The sequence below is a fragment of the Sinomonas atrocyanea genome, from assembly GCF_030811715.1.
Classification (GTDB): Bacteria; Actinomycetota; Actinomycetes; order Actinomycetales; family Micrococcaceae; genus Sinomonas; species Sinomonas atrocyanea_A.
Genome location: NZ_JAUSRH010000019.1, coordinates 25,646 through 44,081 on the forward strand (window position 1 = coordinate 25,646; position 18,436 = coordinate 44,081).

Below are 18,436 nucleotides of genomic sequence, written 5' to 3' on the forward strand. Positions count from 1 at the left end.
AGGCCAGCAGGAGGCTCCCGTGGGACGCAGGCACTACAGGGTCCGGCACCGGCGGCGCGCCGACGGGCGCCGGCGCCTCGAACAACGCCGGCCCCTCGAACAGCGCCGGCCCATCGAACAGCACCGGCGCGCTGCGGATACGCTGCGGCCCCGCACCCCCCGGCAGGAGCCGCAGGCCGTCCTCGAGTGGGCGGCCCTGAAGAGGGTGCGGCCGCTCCCCCTCGCCGCCCTCGTGCTCCGGTGGCTCCTCATCGCGGTCCTGTGCCTGGCGGTGCTCGACGTCGCCCGGGCCGCCGGCGTGCCGATCGTGCTCATCGTGCTCGTCTGGGCGTGGTCCGCGGCCGTGCGGGGGCGCCGCCGGGCCGGGTACCGGGGACCGGAGCGCGCGCGCCCGCCCGTCCCGCCGACGGCGGCCAGCGGTCCGCCCCGCGGGAACCCGTACGACCTCGAGACGTACCTGAGCCGGCTCCGCGAGGACGGCCGATGATGGCTCGCCCGCACCTACCCGACCCCCTAAGCTGCTGAACATGGCCCGAGTCCTGAAAGCAGCCGCAGTCCTCGGGCGGCTCGTCGCCTTCGTCGTGGTGAGCGCGGTGTGCGGCGCGCTCGTCGCCGGCATCTTCATGCCGGTCGCCGCGGCGGCCTGGGGCGCCACGAACGGCACGGTGCAGTTCTTCGACGACCTCCCCTCGGAGCTGACGGTCACGCCCCCCGCACGCGTGACGAGCATCGTCGCTGCCGACGGCTCCCCGATCGCGTCGCTCTACAGCGAGAACCGCACGCCGGTGGGGCTCGATGCCATGTCGCCCGACATCAGGAACGCGATCGTGGCCATCGAGGACTACCGCTTCTACGAGCACGGCGGCGTGGACACGACCGGCATCCTCCGGGCCGTCATCGCGAACCTGCGCGGCGACCGGCAGGGCGCCTCGACCCTGACCCAGCAGTACGTGGCGAACGTCCTCAAGGAGAACCTGATCGCCCAGGGGCAGGATCCCACCGTGGTGCTCAACGGCCAGAAGGACCTCGGGGACAAGCTGCGCGAGATGAAGCTCGCGATCGCGCTGGAGAAGAAGTACTCCAAGGACGAGATCCTCGCGGGCTACCTGAACCTGGTCTTCTTCAACCCCAACGCCTACGGGATCCAGGCCGCGAGCCGGTACTTCTTCTCGGTGGATGCCAAGGACCTCACGCTCCCCCAGGCCGCCCTCCTCGCCGGGGTCGTCAACGGCCCCTCGGTCTACGACCCCACAGCCCACCCCGACGCCTCGGTCCAGCGCCGCAACCTCGTGCTCGACGCCATGCTCAAGCACGGCTACGTGACGCAGAAGCAGCACGACGATGCCGCCGCGGCCCCGCTCAAGCTCAAGGTGAGCCCGCCCCATCAGGGCTGCGCCTACGCCGCCCAGGCCCAGTACTTCTGCGACTACGTGCTGCACCAGATCCTGAACGACCCGGCCTACGGGAAGACCCCGGACGACCGCTACGCGACCGTCACCCGCGGCGGCCTGACCATCACCACGACCCTCGACCCCCGCCTGCAGGGGCCGGCCCAGGCCCAGGTCGACGCGACCGCCGGCGCCAACCCGGACAAGTGGGGCACGTCGCTCGTGACCGTCCAGCCCGGCACGGGCAAGGTCCTCGCCATGGCGCAGAACACCCGGATGCTCCCGGCCCAGGGCCTCGGCTTCGTCACCACCTACAACTTCAACGTGGACCGGACGGATGCGCACGGCAACGACCTCGGCGGGGCCGGAGGGTTCCAGCCGGGCTCGTCCGCGAAGCCGCTGACGTTGACGGCGTGGCTGAACGAGGGAAAGACGACGGACGAGAAGGTCAACGCCGCGCAGCGCCGCTACCCCCTGAACCACCCGTGGCATGACACGTGCGCCAAGGTCACCGGTGCCTATGACGACACCACCGCGCGCCCGCCCTGGAACACCGCCCCGGACCTGCAGAACGACGAGCCCAACTGGTACCGCCCCATGTCGGTGCGCGAGGGCATCTACCAGTCGATCAACACGGCCACCTTCGCCTCCGCCGCGGGCCTGAGCGACTTCTGCGACATCCAGCGCGCAACGGACGCGCTCGGCATGCACGACGGCGAGGGCGGCGGCAGGAAACTGGACATGTCCACCCTCGGCAACCTCCTGGGCGGCATGAACGTCTCCCCGATGACCATGGCCTCCGCCTACGCGACCTTCGCCGCCAACGGCACCTACTGCACCCCGAGGTCCATCACCTCGGTCAAGGACGCCCAGGGCAACAAGATCGGCGGCCAGTCGAAGGACTGCCACGAGGGCGCGGTCAAGCCGGACGTCGCCAAGGCCGTCACGAACGTCCTCCAGGACGTGCTGACCAAGGGCTCGGGCTACAACATCAAGGACAACGCCGGCAAGACCATCAAGCTCGGGCTGCCGGACGCCGCCAAGACCGGCACCAACCAGTACAACAGCGAGACGTGGCTCGTCGGCTACACCCGCGGGCTCTCCACCGCCTCCTACTTCGGCGAGGCTCTCCACAATCCGGAGGACCACCTCGGCCGCAACGTCTACGTCAACGGCCGGTTCTGGCCCGTGATCGACGGCGCCTACATCGCCGGCCCGCAGTGGGCGTACTACATGCAGAAGGTCGCCGGCCTGTACAGCCACGGCGCCTTCGATGCACCCCCGCCGAGCCTCATCAGCGGCGACAAGCACGACGACAAGCACCAGGACAAGAAGAAGTAGCGCCGGGTCCCCCGCATGAGGCGCGCAGACGACGGCGGGCGCCTCCCGCCGTCGTCCGCCCGCCGCGCGCCGGGGCCGGCCTCAGGCGGCCAGGGTCGCGTCGAAGAGGTCGCGGAGCTCGCGGAAGTGGCGCTCGGTGGCTTCCTCGTCGTAGGCGGAGGTGTCCGCCATCGAGTAGCCGTGCGAGGCGCCGGGGTAGATGACGTTGGAAGCCTCGAGGCCGGCCGCTGCGAGCGCGTCACCGAGGCGGGCCACGGCCTCGGGTCCCATGCTCCTGTCGTGGTCCGCGTGGCCGAACACGAACCGGGCCCGGGCGCCGGGGAGGCCGAGGTGCGGGCTGTCGGCGTCGTCCGTGGCGAGGCCGCCCCCGTGGAAGCCGCCGCACGCCGCGACCTCGGGGTGGGCGTTCGCGGTCCGCACGGCGAGGCGCGCGCCCATGCAGTAGCCGGTGACGCCGATGGGGCCCGGCGTCACCCCCTCGAGTCCGCGCAGGGCCGCGGTCCAGGCGTCGATGTCCGGCAGGGCCTTCTCGGCGGTGAGCCGGCCGACCCGCGGGAACGCCGCCTTGCCGGCCTCCTCGCGGCCCTCGGCGGTGGTCATGTCGAGGCTCGGGGCGAGCTCGGCCACGCTGCCCTCGCGGTAGAACACGTTCGGGGCCAGGACCACATACCCCCAGTCCGCGATGCGCTGCGCCATCTCCTCGATACGGGGGCGGATGCCGAACGCGTCCATGTAGAGGATGACTCCGGGAAAGGGGCCCTCGCCGGCAGGGGGCCGGGCGACGACCGCCTCGGCGGGGCCGTCGGGGGCGGGAATCTCGATCAGCTCGGTAGACATGGGCACAGGATAGCGGCGGCCGCTGGGCGCGCCCTCAGGCCCGTTGGGCCTCCCGGTCCGCTGACGACGGCTCGCCGGCGGCGCGGCGCCGGCCGCGCCCCGAGCCGAGGGAGAGGGTTGCGAGGAGCCCCACGGCAAGGAAGCTCGCGGCCGAGAAGGCGGCGTACCGGGTGCCTTCGGAGAACGCCGTCTTCGCGTCCTCGGCCACCGGCGCGGTGGCCGGCGAGCCCGCGAGTCCGGCGATCGCCGCCCCCGAGCTGTCGACCACCGCGGAGACGATGGAGCCGCGCTGCTCGGCCGGCACGCCGCGGCTCTCCAGCGAGCCGCCCAGAAGCCCCCCGGCCGAGGAGAACAGGACCGTGCCGAGCACGGCGATGCCCAGCGCCGAGCCGATCTGCCGCGCGGTGCTCTGGGTGCCGGAGGCCTGCCCGCTCAGGGCGACGGGGACGTCCTTGAGGACCACTCCGGTCAGCTGCGCCGTGGCGAGCCCCACCCCGAAGCCGTAGACGAACAGGAACGGGACCAGCAGGCCCCATGGCGTGTCGGGCCCGATGACCGCCCCGAGCCCGGCCACGCCCACGATCTCGGCCACGAGGCCGACCCGGACGATCATGACGGGCGAGGCGCGGTGGCTGAGCGCCCCGGCGAGGCCGCTCGCCGCGAACGAGCCGAGGGCGAGGGCCAGCAGGATCAGGCCGGTGTCCAGGGCGCTGAAGCCGAGGACGTTCTGGAGCCAGATCGGCAGCGCGAGGATGATCCCGAACTCGCCGAGCGAGACGATGAGCGCGGCCAGGTTGCCGTTGCGGAACGAGGGGATGCGCAGGAGCTCGACGGAGAACATGCTGGCCATTCCGCGGCGCTCGCGGCGGACTGCCCAGAGCGCGCAGGCGGCCATGCCCGCGAGCGCGAGCCCGAACACGAACGGGATGGGCGAGACCTGCCCCGGCCAGTCCCAGGACCCGATCCTCGGGCGGTGGTCCACGGCCCACCAGCCATAGGTGCGGCCCTCGATGAGGGCGAAGACGAGGGAGGCGGAGGCGACGACGGACAGGGTGGCGCCGACCGGGTCGAGGGGCCGGCGGGCGCCGTCCTTCGACTCCGCGACCGCGGCGAAGGCGCCGACCACGATCACCGCTGCGACCGGGATGTTGATGCCGAAGGCCCAGCGCCACGAGAACGAGGTGGTCAGCCATCCGCCAAGGAGGGGGCCGACCGCGGACATGCCGCCGATCGTGGAGCCCCAGACGGCGAACGCTATGGCCCGCTCCGACCCTCTGAAGCCGGCGTTGATGAGCGAGAGCGTGGAGGGCAGGACCATTGCCCCGCCCACGCCCTGGACGAGGCGGGAGCCGATGAGGACGGCCCCGCTGGGAGCGAGGGCCGCGGCCACTGAGGAGAGCGCGAACACCACCACGCCGAGCAGCAGCAGGCGTCGGCGCCCGATGCGGTCGCCGAGAGTGCCGAAGACCAGCAGCAGGGCCGCGAACACGAGGGTGTAGGACTCCTGCACCCACTGCACCCCGGTGGAGTCGACGCCGAGGTCCTTCACGATCGACGGGACGGCGACGTTGACGATCGTCGAGTCCACGATGATGAGCGAGACCGCGAGGCTGATGACCACGAGCCCGACCCAACGCCGTCGTCCGCTGGGGGCGCCGTCCTCCCCGGTGCGGGCGTCAGCGCTGGAGGGCGAGGCCGAGGGGCGGGGATGGGATGCCATGACTGAGCCTCCGGGGAGCCGAGCCGATCTTGTCTCGATCATCATATTTCTCGCCTATCGAGACATCAACCCCTGCGGCGCCCCTGCATGGAGCGACAGGGTGCCCGCTACGATGGCGCCATGGAACTGCGCCCCGGGCTGCACCGGATCGGCAATGACATCGTCGCGGCCTACCTCGTGGTCGACGACTCGGGCATCACCGTCGTCGACGCGGGCCTCCCGGGTCACTGGCGGGACCTCGAGCGGGAGCTCGCGGCCCTCGGCCGCTCCGTCGCAGACATCCGGGCGGTGCTCCTGACCCACGGCGATCCTGACCACCTCGGCTTCGCGGAACGGCTGCGCCGCGACCACGGGATCCCCGTCTACGTGCACCCGGCGGACAGTGCGAGGGCCCGCGGCCAAGGGTCCACGAGCCCGGCCTGGGGGCGGGTGCGCCTCGGGCCCCTCGTCCGATTCCTGGCCTACGCGGTGGGCAAGGGCGCGCTGCGGCCGGTCCATGTGGAGCAGGTGCGCGAGTTCGCCGACGGCGACGTGCTCGACCTCCCCGGCTCACCGCGGATCGTCGCCCTGCCCGGCCACTCCCCCGGCAGCGTCGCGGTCCATGTTCCCGCCGTCGACGCCGTGTTCGTCGGCGACGCGCTGACCACGCGCCACGTCCTCACGGGACAGGAGGGGCCGCAGCCCGCCCCGTTCACCGACAACCCCGCGCAGGCCCTGGGCTCCCTCGAGCGGCTGCGCCCCACCGGAGCGCGGTGGGTGCTGCCGGGGCACGGGACACCGTGGCGGGACGGTGTCGACGCGGCGATCGACGCCGTCGCGCGTGCGGCGGCCGACGGCGCGCGGTCACCACAGAGGCGCGGGCGCCGCTAGGCGTCACCCGCGCCTCGTCCATGGCGGGTCAGCGACGGAGCGTCAGCGGCCCTTCTCCTCGAGCTTGAGCGCGATCCCGATCGTGAAGAACGTCGGGGCCCAGTGGCCCACGAAGATCCCCCAGCGGTCGGACTGGGCGCGGTCGTGGCGCGGATTCATCCTGCTCACGAGCCAGGAGACGAAGGAGAATCCGATGGATCCGAAGCCGGCCATGTAGGCGTATTCGCTTCTGACTCCCATTTCGTGCAGCTTCTCGAGCATGACAGCATCCTCCTGGTGGGGCGGTGACGAGTTCCGGACGCTGTGAGGTTGCCCACTCGCGGGCCCGTTGAACCCGATCCGGGGCCGCAATGTTGGTCGGGGCGCCCGGAGGCGGGAAGCCGGGCGCCCTCCGATGGGATATGTTGTACATGTCCATCTGCGGGAGCTGGGGTCCCGCGGACATCGTGATCAGGGGGACCAGATGGACTCGTCAGGGAGCGGCGCCTACACCGAGCGGCGCGGGAGCATCGAGTCTGCCCGCCTGCGCGCGGCCCTGAACCGCGAGGCGGCCCGCCGGCCCGTCCGGCGTGCCGAACGACCGTATGCCGCCGACGCGCCTCTCCTGGCCGGCACCCCGGACCTGGCTGCGGTGCGGCAGAGGGCTTGGCTGATCCCCAAGGGCCCCTTCGTGGCCGTGGGCCGCCTGGCGCTGGCCCTTGCCGGCATCACTGGCCTCGTCCTGCTCGGGCTGCTGCTGGCCGCGGCCGTGGCGATGGTCCAGCTGCACTTCCAGGGGCACTGACAGCTCAGGCACCCGCTCCGGGCTGGGACCCGGTGATCGTCACTGCCCCGCCCGCCGCGATGGCGATCCTCCCGTGCTCGTAGTCCTGCACCAAGGCTCCGCCTGGTCCTGAGTAGGGGTCGCTCGTCGGGTAGCCCAGCGGGCCGCGCTCGAAGTCCGTCCTGCCCCAGGCCGTGCGGAGCGGGCCCGCGCTCACGTGGACGCCCGTGGAAGGGGAAGCAATGAGGAGCCCGTTCTGGAAGCTCTGGTAGGCGCCTCCCCGGACGAGCCCGGCGACCTGGTCCCCGACCGGGAATCCGACAGCCGCGAACGCTCCCCCGGTGGTCATGGCGGCCGCGAAGTCCCCCACGACCGCATGGGCACCGGTGGCCGGCGACCAGTAGAGCGCCCCACCCTGGTAGCGCTGGTAGACGCCGGTTCCCACACGCAGCTCATCGCTGGTCGGATAGCCGAGTGGCCCGGCCTCGTAGCCCGTGCGGGCCCAGGCGGTGCGGATCGCGCCGAGGGACGGGTGGGCGCCGGCCGCCGGTGACCAGTAGACGGCGCCGCCCTGGAACAGCTGGAAGGCGCCGCCGTCCCGGAGGCCGCCAGTCTCGTCGCTGACCGCGTAGCCGAGCGGGCCGCCTTCGAAGCCGGCAGCGGCGTAGGCCGAACGGATCGCGCCCCGGGTGGCGTAGGCGCCCACTCCGGGCGCCCAGACGATCGCCCCACCTTGGTAGGTCTGGTAGACGCCTCCACGCCGCAGTCCCCCGACCTCCTCGGAGGTCGGGTAGCCGAGCGGGCCGTCCTCGAAGCCGTTGCGCGCCCACGCTGAGCGGATCGCCCCCTGGGATATGTGGGCCCCGGTCCTCGGCGACCAGTTGATGGCGCCGTTCCGGAAGATCTGGTAGGCGCCGCCGTCGCGGCGCGCGCCGACCTCGTCCGAGGCCGGCGCGCCGAGCGGCCCGAAGGTGCCCCCGGCGCTGCCGTACTTGGCGCTGATGGCGCCGAACGGGTTGGACGAGTAGGGGGTGAACACGTCGTCGACCGCGCCCATGATGATCCTGTCTCCCGGCCGGTTGGTCTGCAGCAGGCGCGTCACCCTCGGCAGGGAGGTGGAGACGCAGCCCGCGGAGGGGACGCGCCCCGCATGGAAGAAGATCGCGAAAGACGCGCCCTGGACGGTGGGCATGTCAGGGCGGCGGTTGTAATTGATGACCGCAGCCTGCTCGTAGTAGCCCTGATTCATGTAGTACCAGAGGTTCTCGTCGGACTCCCCGCCCGCACCCTCGAAGTACTGGTTGTAGGTGGCACCCCGCTCGCCGCCCCAGCGGGACCTCGGGTTCACGGTGTGGTACTGGAGCGCCGTCCCGGGGTTGCGGCGGCCCAGCGCCTCGGTGATGCTGAACGAGCCGCTCGGGGACTTCCACGTGTCCTCCCACGTGCTGCCCGCAGCGAACCCCTTCTGGCCGACATAGCCCCAGTCCTGCCACTCCTGGGCGTAGCCGGCGCCGGAGCGCACGCACCCCGTGATGGTGACGGTGTCCGAGCTCCGGCTGGCCGCCGTGGCGAACGTGACGCGGTGGGCGCCGTAGGCCGAGAACCGCACCTGGCCCGCGCTGAGCCGCGTGCACGGGTTGTACACCTGGGGCGAGGCCTCGGCGTCGGGAGCGGGCCCGACGAGGGAAGCTGCGGCGAGCGCCGCGGCGCCGAGCAGGCTCAGCGATGCCCTGAGGACAGGCTTCATGGGTTCTCCAGCGGTGGGAAGGTACTCCGGGGCGTGGTTCAGGCGCCGTCGGAGCCCCCTTCTCCACAGGAGAAGCATATGTACCGCAGGGCCGCCGCCTCGTGAGGCAGGCCTAGGACCCGCTCAGATGTCTGTCCTGTCCCGGCCCAGAGTCCACACATTGACGTCCCCGGCGCGCTCGTACCGGACCTCGGTCATCAGCTGCTTGAGCATGGCCAGTCCGCGGCCGGCCGCGGGTGCAGCACCCGGTTCATGGCGCAACGACGGCGTGGGCTGGGCGCCGACCTCGCGCAGCTCTGCCTCGAGCCGCCGGTAGGTGGGCCGGAGCTCGATCTCCAGGACCATCGGCGTCCCCGCCCGGGCGATGGCGTGGCGGATCGAATTGGAGACGGCCTCGATGACGGCAATCTCGAACGCGGTCCTGTCGGCAAGGCCGGCCCAGGGGTCGTCGTGCCACAGTCGCTCGAGCAGGCCCTCCACTGTCGTGAGGAACGCCTCGCTCCGCTTTCCGCTTGCTCTGAGCACTACTGCCGCGCCGGACACGAGACGTCCCTTCGATGGAGTTATGGGGTCCGGTGATGCTTACCCGCACGCCGTGCCGCCCAATCAGACAGGGTCGGGCGCAGTTGCTCGCGCCACACGGGCGCCATCCCTCGCCCTGCGCGGCGACGCGGGTAGCCTCGGCACTGCAAGCACCCTGACCCCGGGCGGGAAGCCGGCACGGGGCCCACTGGAAGGACCCGAATGGGCATCTCCCTGGACAAGGTGGAGCAGAAGGCGCCCGAGCTGCTCACCCTCGCCAAGACAGCGGCCGACGCGATCGACACAGCCCGTCTGGCCGGGCAGAGGGCCAAAGTCGCGCTCGTGCTCGACTACTCCGGCTCCATGCGCAAGGAATACAAGTCCGGGGCCATGCAGCGCCTGACCCAGACCGTCCTCGCGCTGGGCGTCCATCTCGACGACGACGGCGAGATCGACCTGTTCACCTTCGACAGCGGGGCCCGGCACGAGGGCACCGTGACCCTCGAGAACTTCCGCGACGTCATCGCCAAGATCGTCGCGAAACGCCATATGGGCACCACGAACTATGCCGCCGCCTTCCGCACGGTGCTGGACCATTTCAAGCTCGCCCCGAAGGCAGGCGGGTTCTTCCGCAGGAGCGCCGGCCCGGCACCAGTGGACGCCAGGGACGGCCAGCCCGTCCTGGCGGTGTTCCTCACCGACGGCTCCCCTGACAGCAGGACCGAGGCAGTCCAGGAGATCATCCGGGCCTCCTACGCGCCGGTGTTCTGGCAGTTCCTCTCCATCGGCAAGGAGAACATCGCCTTCCTGCAGAAGCTCGATGACCTCGACGGCCGGTACGTGGACAACGCCGACTACAAGCCGGTCGGAGACGTGGACCGCACGAGCCCCCAGGACCTCTACGCGATGCTCCTCGACGAGTACCCGGGCTGGCTGGCCGACCAACGCCGGCGGGGCCACATCCGCTGACGGCCGGATGGGGGGCTACATGTCCCGGTAGCGCTTCGCCTCGGCGAGGGCCTTCGTGAGCCCGGCCCTGTCGAGCCGGGGGCCGTATCCGGGGGTGTCCCGCTGGATACGCCAGCCCTCCGCGAGCGGCCCGGCGTCGACGACGTCGAAACCGAACTCGTCGATCAGACGGCTCACCTGCGCCTTGGCGTTCTCATCGTCTCCGGCGATCACCAGGGCGCGGCGGTCCGGCGCGCCGGCCGGCAGCGGGTCGGAGGTGAGGTCCCGGGCATAGATGTGGTTGAACGCCTTCACGACGTGCGAGGACGGCAGGTGGGCCTGGAGCATCTCGGCGGTCGTCGTCTCCTCGGTGTCGAGCGCACGGATCGAGCCGTCCCGCTGCGGGTAGTAGTTGTTGGTGTCGACGACCGTCTTCCCGGACAGTTCCTCGACCGGAACCTGGTCGATGTTCTTGAGCGGGATGGTGACGACGGCGAGGTCCGCGGCGGCAGCAGCCTCGCGGGCGGTCGCGGCGCGCGCGTGCGGGCCGAGCTCGCCGACGAGCCCCGAGAGGGTCTCGGGGCCGCGCGAGTTGCTCACCACCACGTCGTAGCCGGAACGCACGGCCAGGCGTGCGAGCTGGGAGCCGATGTGTCCACTGCCGATGAAGCCGATCGTTGTCATGTGGGATGCAACCACGGGGGACGCCCAGTATTCCCAGGCTCCGCGGATTCCCGGGGGCTCCGCTGGGCGGGCAGGCATGGCGGCCCACTGGCCGCGGGTCTAGATTGGGGGCCGGGGCGCCACGCAGGCGCGCCCGGGCCACAGCGCCGCGCTGGACAGACACCAAGGACCGCCCTGCGAGAAGAGGCCCTGCATGAGCGACGAGGACCGCCGGCGAGAACTCGGCAACAACGATGCCCCAGTCGAGGAGGAGATCGAGGAGTCCTTCGACCGCATCGTGGCCGAAGGGGCGCAGCGCCTGCACCGCACGTGGCGCTCGGTCCTGATCACCGGATTCTTCGGGGGCGTCGACGTCGGGCTCGGCGTCATGGCCTACCTCGCGGTCGAGCACTCCACCGGGAGCAAGCTGCTGGCCGGGCTTGCCTTCGGCGTCGGGTTCATCGCCCTCCTGCTGGCCAAGAGCGAGTTGTTCACCGAGGGCTTCCTCGTGCCCATCGCGGCAGTGGCCGCCCGACAGGCGCGGCTCGCCCAGCTCATCAAGCTGTGGACAGGAACGCTTGTGGCGAACCTCGTGGGCGGCTGGTGCTTCATGTGGCTCGTCATGAAGGCCTTTCCCGAATGGGCGCCCACCGTGGTCGATTCCGCCCGGCATTTTGCGGAGGCGCCGCCGTCCCTCCAATCCCTCTGCCTGGCCACTCTGGGCGGCAGCACCATCACGCTGATGACCCGCATGCAGCAGGGCACGGAGTCTGTTCCCGGCAAGATTGCGGCAGCCGTCGGGGGCGGGTTCCTGCTCTCGGGACTGCCCCTGTTCCACTCGGTGCTCGACTCCCTGCTGATCTTCGGCGCCCTCCATGCCGGCGCGCCCTTCGGCTATGGCCAGTGGCTCGGCTGGTTCGCCTACACCGCCGCGTTCAACGTCCTCGGGGGACTGCTGCTGGTAACCGCGCTGCGGCTGCTGCGCAGCAAGGAACTCCTGAGCGAGCGCCGGGCGAGCTCCTGATCGCCGCGGGCACGCCGTGGTGTACGGTTGCTGCTCGCACTCTCCCAGCCGAAAGGAAGGCCAGGCCCATGGCCGCCGACTACGACGAACTGCGCTCCGACGTCAAGGAATCCCAGAACGACTCGCTCGAGGCCGTGAAGTCGGCCAGTGCGCCAGACCCGCAGAGCGTCGTGCGCGAGCTCGACGGCGACGACAGCGGCGAGAGCGGCGATCTTCCGGGCGGGGAGATCCTCACGGGTGAGCTGGCCGTGCAGGTCATCCCGCAGGGCGAGGACGAGTTCGTCTGCCAGTCCTGCTTCCTGGTCCGGCACCGCTCCCAGAAGGCCGTGGAGAAGGACGGGAACGCCTACTGCCGGGACTGCGAGGGCTGAGCAGGGGCATCCCCCGGGCTACGGGCCAGGGGAAGCAGGTAGGGTGGCTGTTCGAGGCGGGGCATCGGGCCCGGCCAGCTACCTGTAGGGACCAGATTGAAGAAGACCGCCGTCCTCGTGCCAGCCCTGCTCACCGCCGCCGCCCTCGGCCTGTCCGGCTGCTCGGCCCAGCTGTCCACGAAGGATTCCTGCACCCAGTTCCTGTCGATCGAGAAGAACGTGTCGACTCTCGGAGGCACCCCCAGCCCGAGTCAGGTCAGCGGGGTGGCCGGGGAGATGGGCACCCTGGCCCAGAAGGCGTCCGACGACGTGAAGAAGGACATTGCGGCGCTCGCCGACGGCCTCGAGGGCTACGCGAACGGCGACAAGTCGGCGCTCAGCACCTCCAAGGTCAGCGGGGCCGTCAACCACCTCCAGACCGTCTGCGGAGCCGGCAACTGACCTGCTCGCAACGAACCTGCGAGCAGGCAGCAGGGCCCCGGACTCCTGTGGAGTCCGGGGCCCTGCGTCTTCCGCCTTCCGCCCTAGTGACTCGGCGCAGCCGTTCCCGTCGGGGTCGCTGACGGGCTCGGGGCCGTTGCCCCGGCCGGACCCGCAGTGGCCGACGCGCTAGGGGCCGGAGTGGACCGCGGGCTCGCCGTCGCCGTGGCGGACGGGCTGGGCGTCGCGGCCGTCGTCGTCGGGGCCGGCGTTGTCGGAGTCGGGGTGCTCGAGGCCGACGCGCTCGGGGTCGGGGCGGCAGTCCCGTTGGCGGTCACCGTGATCCCGGACGTTGGGCTCCACACGATCCTGCCGCCCTGGTAGTCCTGGGCGACTCCGCCTGCGACGGCGTACTCACCGCTGGTGGGGTAGCCGAGCTGGCCGTCCTGGGATCCGAGCGACAGCCAGGCGGAGCGGATCGCGCCCTTGCTCTCGAAGGCGCCGGTGGCCGGGGACCAGACGATCGCCCCGCCTTGGTATGCCTGGGCCACACCGCCGCCCGTGAGGCCCGGCACCTCGTTGCCCGTGGGGTAGCCCATGGCCCCGTTCTCGAACCCGAGCTGTCCGTACCGCGCACGGATCGCACCGGTGGACTCGTGGGCCCCGGTGGCCGGGGACCAGACGATCGCCCCGCCCTGGTACATCTGGTAGACGCCTCCGTCCTTCAGCCCGGGCACCTCGCCAGTCGTCGGGTAGCCCATGGCGCCGCCCTCGAGCCCGAGGGACTGCCAGGCCCCGCGGATCGCGCCGGTGGACTCGTGGGCCCCAGTGGCCGGGGACCAGACGATCGCCCCGCCCTGATAGGCCTGGCTGACGCCGCCGCCCTTGAGGCCCGCCGTCTCGCCGCTCGTCGGGTAGCCCATCTTCCCGTTTTCGGAGGCCAGTGACTGCCAATCGCTCCGGATCGCGCCCTTGGACTCGAATGCCCCGGTAGCCGGGGACCAGACGATCGCGCCGCCCTGGTACATCTGGTAGACGCCGCCGTTCTTCAGGCCCGGCGTCTCCCCGCTGGTGGGGTAGCCCATGACGCCGTTCTCGAACCCGAGCTGCGAGTAGCGGCCCCGGATCGCCCCGGTGGACTCGTGGGCACCGCTGGCCGGGGACCAGACGATCGCCCCGCCCTCGTACATCTGGTAGACGCCACCGTTCTTGAGGCCGCCCACCTCGTCGGTGGTGGGGTAGCCCATGCGGCCGTTCTCGAACCCGAGGGCCTGCCAGACGGAGCGGATTGCCCCGTGGGAGACCATGGCACCGTTGGCCGGGGTCCAGATGACTGCGCCGCCCTGGTACATGTGGTACCAGCCGCCGTTCCGGGAGATTCCGTAGCCGCCGAACCCGGTGCCGAGGCCGAACTGGGCAGCCTTGGCGTCCATGAGGTCAGCGACGCCGGGCGGGGGGACGTTCCCACCGGTGACCGTGACCGTGGCCGAGGCGGCCGAGACGGAGTTCACCGTGACCCGCGTGCCGCCGGCGCTCGTGAAGGTCTGGCCGGGCTGCCAGGCCAGGTTGGACGCGTAGTACCCGAGGAACGGCATGGTGCTCGGCGCGAGGAGCAGCGACTCGCTCGAGTTCAGTCCCCCCTTGAGGATCTCCACGCCCTGGTTGCCGCCCACGGCAGTGGGGGCGTCGTACCCGACAGGGGCCTTGTACTGCAGGTAGTACCACTCCCCCGTCAGCGGGTCCTGGAACTTCGCTGCCCGTGCCGCGCCGCTTCCGGCCCAGGGCGTCAGGGTGAGGGTCCTCGGGGCGCCGGCGGTGCCGACGTTCTGGATCTCGTTGCCGGTTCCGAAGCCGCCGTACTCGTACAGGTAGGAGTTCAGCTGCGGCTCGCTGTACTGGGAGACGCCCATGAGGTCGGTGCGGTCACCGTAGAAGCGGGTGGTGCAGGCCGGGTCTGTGAAGTCGGTGCCCGCAAGGGTCGAGTCGGCGGCCCCGTCCGTGCATTGCAGTGCGTTGGCGTGACCGAGCCCGAGGACGTGGCCGAACTCGTGGGCGGTGACGGGGGAGGTGAAGTTGGACGGGCTCGGCAGGAGGACGAGGCCGCTGGTCTGGCCCGTTTCAGCACCGGCGCCGAGGTTCCCGGTGGTTCCGTACACGATCACGTCGGTGCGGGGAACGGCAAGGAGCAGGACATTGGACGCGCTCGGCGTCCATCCGATCTCCTGGGCGACCGTGTTCATGATGACCGTGAAGTCGTCGCCCGAGGAGGCGGCGGTCTTGAACCCCGCCATGACCTTGTCGACGCGCATGCTGATGCGGCCGGCCGACATCGTGGACCAGTACGCACTCGCCGAGGAGACGGCGCTCTTGTAGGCATTGACGTCCAGCGCGGCGGCGTCGGCAGCGGTCTTGTCGCTGGTCTGCAGCGTGACGATAGTGACGGAGAGCTGCGCTGTCCGCTGTGGGAGGACCGCCGGAGCCAGCGCGGGCAGCGGGGCGGCCTGGGCGGGCGCCAGGCCCTGCCCGGAGACCATCGGGACCGTGGCGACGGCCAGGGCAAGGGCAGCCGAGGCGAGGGCGCGGGGCGCCGGGCTGCCGGCTCGTCGGTGACGGCGCTTCTTGACGGACTGGGAACGGTGGTGGGGAGCGCGTCGGCGCATGGGGGCCTCCAAAGGCGGGATTGCTGCGGATTCGATCCTAGGCGACGTTGGACTTGTCCAACGCGGACCCTGCGCAATCCTCGGCTGACCTTTGGGCAATAGTTGGCTGACGCTTGGGCCAGAGCTGGCTGGCCCTTGGGGTTGGGGTGGGTGCGGGGGCCCGGCAGTGCCGGGGCCGCTACTCAGTACCCGTCGGGGAAGCTGTAGGAGCTGGGAATGGTGGCAGGTGCCGCACCGTGCACCAGCAGCACCTCGTCGTGGGCCTTCAGTTTGATGTCCCGGGGGCTTCCGGGCTGCTTCGCGCCGTTCACGTAGGCCTGCCAGTCGGCCGCGCTCGAATGGGGGCTTCCCGGGGCACTATTCGAGCCGTCCAGGACGCCCCACTCGGTGAGCACCTGCCCGAGGGTGTAGGTGAGGCCCGCTGTGGGCGCCTCGATGTGGATGATCCCGGACTCATCGTGGGTGTGCAGCGCGGAGATGCCGTTGGGCTGCCCGTCCGCCCCGAAGCTGAAGCCGATGTCCGCCGGCACGGGGATACGCTTGCCGTCCGCGATGACGTCGAGGTGCGCGTGGTAGTGCTCGGCGCTGCCCTCTTCGGAGAGGACCTGGAGCCCCGCAGCCTTGATCCCTGCTGCACCGTTCGCGGGCACCAGCTGCCAGCCGGAGCTGGTGCCACCGGCCTCTCCCTCGCCCGGGCCGGCCGCGGACGCGGACGCGGAGGCGGAGGCCGAGGCTGGAGCGGCCTCGGACGTTGCTGAGGCGGTGGGCCGCGCGTCCGGGGCTGCAGCGGAGCAGCCTGCCACACAGAGGGTGAGCGCCGCGAGGGCCACGGCGAGGGCGGGCTTGGAGTTCACTGGCGGCGTCGCTTTCGTCGGTCGGACGAGGCCAGTCTAGGGGTGCGGGCCGCAGCGGCGCTCACGCGTCCCTCTCCCACGGCGGCTCCCGGACCTCCCAAAGTTCACGGGGCCTCCACCCAGCCGTCACTTTCAAGGGGGAGGCTGCCTCGCGGGGGACGCCACCATCGTGCACTAGGAGCAGTCCATGACAAGCATGAACCGTCGTCGTTTCCTCCAACTCTCGGCCGTGACGGCCGCGGGGACTGCCATGTCCCAGATGCTCGGCCAGAGCATCGCCCGCGCCGCGACCATCCCCGCGAACCGGGCCACCGGCTCCATCAAGGACGTCGAGCACGTCATCGTCTTCATGCAGGAGAACCGGGCGTTCGACCACTACTTCGGCACACTCAAGGGCGTGCGCGGTTTCTCGGACCCCCACCCGGCGATCCTCCCGAGTGGGAAGGACTCCTTCCACCAGGCCAACGCCACGCGGGAGATCACGCCCTTCCACCCGAGCGCCCCCAACCTCGGCCTCCAGTTCGTGGAAGACCTCGACCACTCGTGGAAGATGACCCACGAGGCGTTCAACGCGGGCAAGTACGACCAGTGGCTCCCCGCGAAGTCCGACGCGACCATGGCCTTCTACGAGCGGGGCGACATCCCGTTCCACTTCGCCCTCGCCGACGCGTTCACGGTCTGCGACCAGTACCACTGCTCCGTCCTGGGCCCCACCGACCCGAACCGCTACTTCATGTTCGCTGGCGGCGACGACCCGTCGGGGAAGGGCAACGGCTCCGGTACGGGCGGCGGCCCCGACCTGTGGAACGCCGAGACGGGCTACACGTGGAGCACCTATCCCGAGGAGCTCGAGAAGGCGGGCGTGAGCTGGAAGGTCTACCAGGACATCGGGCAGGGCCTCGACCCGGCGCACTACGAGGGCTGGACCGGCAACCCGTACGTCGGCAACTACGGCGACAACTCGCTGCTGTACTTCCTGCAGTACCAGAACGCGAAGCCCGGGACGCCGCTCTACGACAAGGCCAGGACCGGGACCGACGTCCTCGGCGGCCACGACGACCTGTTCCGCATCTTCCGTGACGACGTCGCCAAGGGCACGCTCCCCCAGGTCTCCTACATCGTCGCCCCCGAGGCGTACACCGAGCACTCGAACTGGCCGGCCGACTACGGCGCCTGGTACACCGCCAACATCCTGGACATCCTCACCTCGAACCCGGATGTGTGGAGCAAGACCGCGGTGTTCTTCATGTACGACGAGAACGACGGCTTCTACGATCACATCGTCCCGCCGCACCCCAACACCCCGCAGATCCCCGGCGCCTCGACGGTCCCCACCGACGGCGAGTGGTACGACGGCCGCATGACGTACTCCGGCAAGGCGGACGTCCCCGGCCACTTCGGCCTGGGCGTGCGCGTGCCCATGATCGTGGTCTCGCCGTGGAGCATGGGCGGCTGGGTCTGCTCGGAGACGTTCGACCACACGTCGATCGTGCGCTTCCTCGAGGCCCGGTTCGGGGTGAAGTCGCCCAACATCACCCCGTGGCGACGGGCGGTCTGCGGCGACCTCACCAGTGCCTTCGACTTCTCGGCCACGGCGGGCACGGTCCCGTCCCTGCCGGACGCCGCCTCGTACAAGCCGAGCGACGCGGACATCGCTGCCGCCAAGAAGTACCCCAGCTACGTCCCTGCACCGCCCGCGGCGAACACCATGCCCCGCCAGGAGAAGGGCACGCGGCCCTCCCGCGGCCTCGGCTACGCGCTCGAGGTGGAGACGACGGTCGACGGCGGGAAGCTCACCGCGCGCTGGAAGAACTCCGGGACGCTGGGCGCGCACGTGCAGGTCCGCTCGAATCTCCTGCCGGCGGCCCCGTACTCCTACACCATCGGCGCCGGCGCGTCGCTGGACGCCGCGTGGCCCCTCGGCACCGCGTATGACGTGCAGATGCATGGCCCTGCCGGCTGGTACCGCCGCGTCGCCGGCACTGCGGCCGCCGCGGATGTCCGCGTGGCCGTGGCTGCCGACGGGGCGGCCGGCCATGCCCGGTTCCGGATCGAGAACGGCGGATCCGCCAAGGCCGACCTCACGCTCAAGGACGCCTACGGCGCCGGAACCCAGGCCCTCTCGCTGAACCCAGGCCAGGCCAGGACCGTCGTCCTGCCGACCTCGGGCGGCTGGTACGACCTCACGGTCACGTCCGCGGCAGACCCCACGCTCGTCCGCGTCGTCGCCGGACGGCTCGAAAACACAGCCTCCCTCACGAGCGACCCACAGCTCGGCCGATGAGCCGACGCGCCCCGACAAAGGAGA

The 18,436-nt window shown here is 71.0% G+C and carries 17 protein-coding genes; 9 read left to right on the forward strand and 8 right to left on the reverse strand.

Annotated elements, in window-relative coordinates; all coding sequences use genetic code 11:
* The first annotated feature begins 19 nt into the window (after positions 1 to 19).
* Positions 20 to 487 (forward strand): hypothetical protein, encoded by a 468-nt coding sequence (locus tag J2W21_RS19300; protein ID WP_307116137.1) that lies wholly within the window; start codon positions 20 to 22, stop codon positions 485 to 487.
* Between the two features lie 40 nt (positions 488 to 527).
* A complete protein-coding gene (locus J2W21_RS19305) occupies positions 528 to 2,729 on the forward strand; it encodes a transglycosylase domain-containing protein (protein WP_307116138.1) in 2,202 nt (733 codons plus the stop codon).
* A gap of 81 nt (positions 2,730 to 2,810) precedes the next feature.
* Here the strand turns inward: J2W21_RS19305 and J2W21_RS19310 are convergent, their stop codons facing one another.
* Together J2W21_RS19310 and J2W21_RS19315 are read right to left on the reverse strand one after the other, a co-directional pair.
* A complete protein-coding gene (locus tag J2W21_RS19310) occupies positions 2,811 to 3,566 on the reverse strand; it encodes a dienelactone hydrolase family protein (protein ID WP_307116139.1) in 756 nt (251 codons plus the stop codon).
* A 34-nt stretch (positions 3,567 to 3,600) separates the two neighbouring features.
* The gene (locus J2W21_RS19315; protein ID WP_307116140.1) at positions 3,601 to 5,286 is read right to left on the reverse strand and encodes a DHA2 family efflux MFS transporter permease subunit; all 1,686 of its coding nucleotides are present in this window, start codon (positions 5,284 to 5,286) and stop codon (positions 3,601 to 3,603) included.
* 120 nt (positions 5,287 to 5,406) lie between these two features.
* On the opposite strand from J2W21_RS19315, the gene J2W21_RS19320 reads away from it, so the two are divergent.
* On the forward strand, positions 5,407 to 6,156 hold the full coding sequence (locus J2W21_RS19320) for an MBL fold metallo-hydrolase (RefSeq protein ID WP_307116141.1): 750 nt from the start codon (positions 5,407 to 5,409) through the stop codon (positions 6,154 to 6,156).
* Between the two features lie 42 nt (positions 6,157 to 6,198).
* Here J2W21_RS19320 and J2W21_RS19325 read toward each other — a convergent pair whose 3' ends face one another.
* Complete coding sequence (locus J2W21_RS19325; protein ID WP_307007854.1) at positions 6,199 to 6,417, reverse strand: hypothetical protein; 219 nt, start codon at positions 6,415 to 6,417, stop codon at positions 6,199 to 6,201.
* Positions 6,418 to 6,619: 202 nt separating this feature from the next.
* On the opposite strand from J2W21_RS19325, the gene J2W21_RS19330 reads away from it, so the two are divergent.
* On the forward strand, positions 6,620 to 6,940 hold the full coding sequence (locus J2W21_RS19330) for a hypothetical protein (RefSeq protein WP_307116142.1): 321 nt from the start codon (positions 6,620 to 6,622) through the stop codon (positions 6,938 to 6,940).
* 4 nt (positions 6,941 to 6,944) lie between these two features.
* Here the strand turns inward: J2W21_RS19330 and J2W21_RS19335 are convergent, their stop codons facing one another.
* A complete protein-coding gene (locus J2W21_RS19335) occupies positions 6,945 to 8,666 on the reverse strand; it encodes a hypothetical protein (protein ID WP_307116143.1) in 1,722 nt (573 codons plus the stop codon).
* Positions 8,667 to 8,789: 123 nt separating this feature from the next.
* Positions 8,790 to 9,209, reverse strand: coding sequence for an ATP-binding protein (locus J2W21_RS19340; RefSeq protein ID WP_307116144.1), 420 nt, complete (start codon positions 9,207 to 9,209; stop codon positions 8,790 to 8,792).
* 201 nt (positions 9,210 to 9,410) lie between these two features.
* Between J2W21_RS19340 and J2W21_RS19345 the strand changes: the two genes are divergently transcribed.
* Complete coding sequence (locus tag J2W21_RS19345; protein WP_307116145.1) at positions 9,411 to 10,157, forward strand: VWA domain-containing protein; 747 nt, start codon at positions 9,411 to 9,413, stop codon at positions 10,155 to 10,157.
* A 15-nt stretch (positions 10,158 to 10,172) separates the two neighbouring features.
* On the opposite strand, the gene J2W21_RS19350 is transcribed toward J2W21_RS19345, so the two are convergent.
* Positions 10,173 to 10,820, reverse strand: coding sequence for an NADPH-dependent F420 reductase (locus tag J2W21_RS19350; RefSeq protein WP_307116146.1), 648 nt, complete (start codon positions 10,818 to 10,820; stop codon positions 10,173 to 10,175).
* A 193-nt stretch (positions 10,821 to 11,013) separates the two neighbouring features.
* Between J2W21_RS19350 and J2W21_RS19355 the strand changes: the two genes are divergently transcribed.
* From J2W21_RS19355 to J2W21_RS19365, 3 genes are all read left to right on the forward strand, one after another.
* Positions 11,014 to 11,823, forward strand: a complete 810-nt coding sequence (locus J2W21_RS19355; protein ID WP_307116147.1) for a formate/nitrite transporter family protein — start codon at positions 11,014 to 11,016, stop codon at positions 11,821 to 11,823.
* 68 nt (positions 11,824 to 11,891) lie between these two features.
* Positions 11,892 to 12,194, forward strand: coding sequence for a DUF4193 domain-containing protein (locus J2W21_RS19360; protein ID WP_307116148.1), 303 nt, complete (start codon positions 11,892 to 11,894; stop codon positions 12,192 to 12,194).
* A 96-nt stretch (positions 12,195 to 12,290) separates the two neighbouring features.
* Entirely contained in the window at positions 12,291 to 12,635 is a 345-nt protein-coding gene (locus J2W21_RS19365) for a hypothetical protein (protein WP_307116149.1), read from the forward strand.
* A gap of 83 nt (positions 12,636 to 12,718) precedes the next feature.
* On the opposite strand, the gene J2W21_RS19370 is transcribed toward J2W21_RS19365, so the two are convergent.
* Positions 12,719 to 15,274, reverse strand: coding sequence for a hypothetical protein (locus J2W21_RS19370; RefSeq protein WP_307116150.1), 2,556 nt, complete (start codon positions 15,272 to 15,274; stop codon positions 12,719 to 12,721).
* Positions 15,275 to 15,456: 182 nt separating this feature from the next.
* Positions 15,457 to 16,128: a hypothetical protein gene (locus tag J2W21_RS19375; protein WP_307116151.1), complete on the reverse strand. Its 672-nt coding sequence runs from the start codon at positions 16,126 to 16,128 to the stop codon at positions 15,457 to 15,459.
* Between the two features lie 187 nt (positions 16,129 to 16,315).
* Between J2W21_RS19375 and J2W21_RS19380 the strand changes: the two genes are divergently transcribed.
* Positions 16,316 to 18,412, forward strand: coding sequence for a phosphocholine-specific phospholipase C (locus J2W21_RS19380; protein ID WP_307116152.1), 2,097 nt, complete (start codon positions 16,316 to 16,318; stop codon positions 18,410 to 18,412).
* Positions 18,413 to 18,436: the final 24 nt, after the last annotated feature.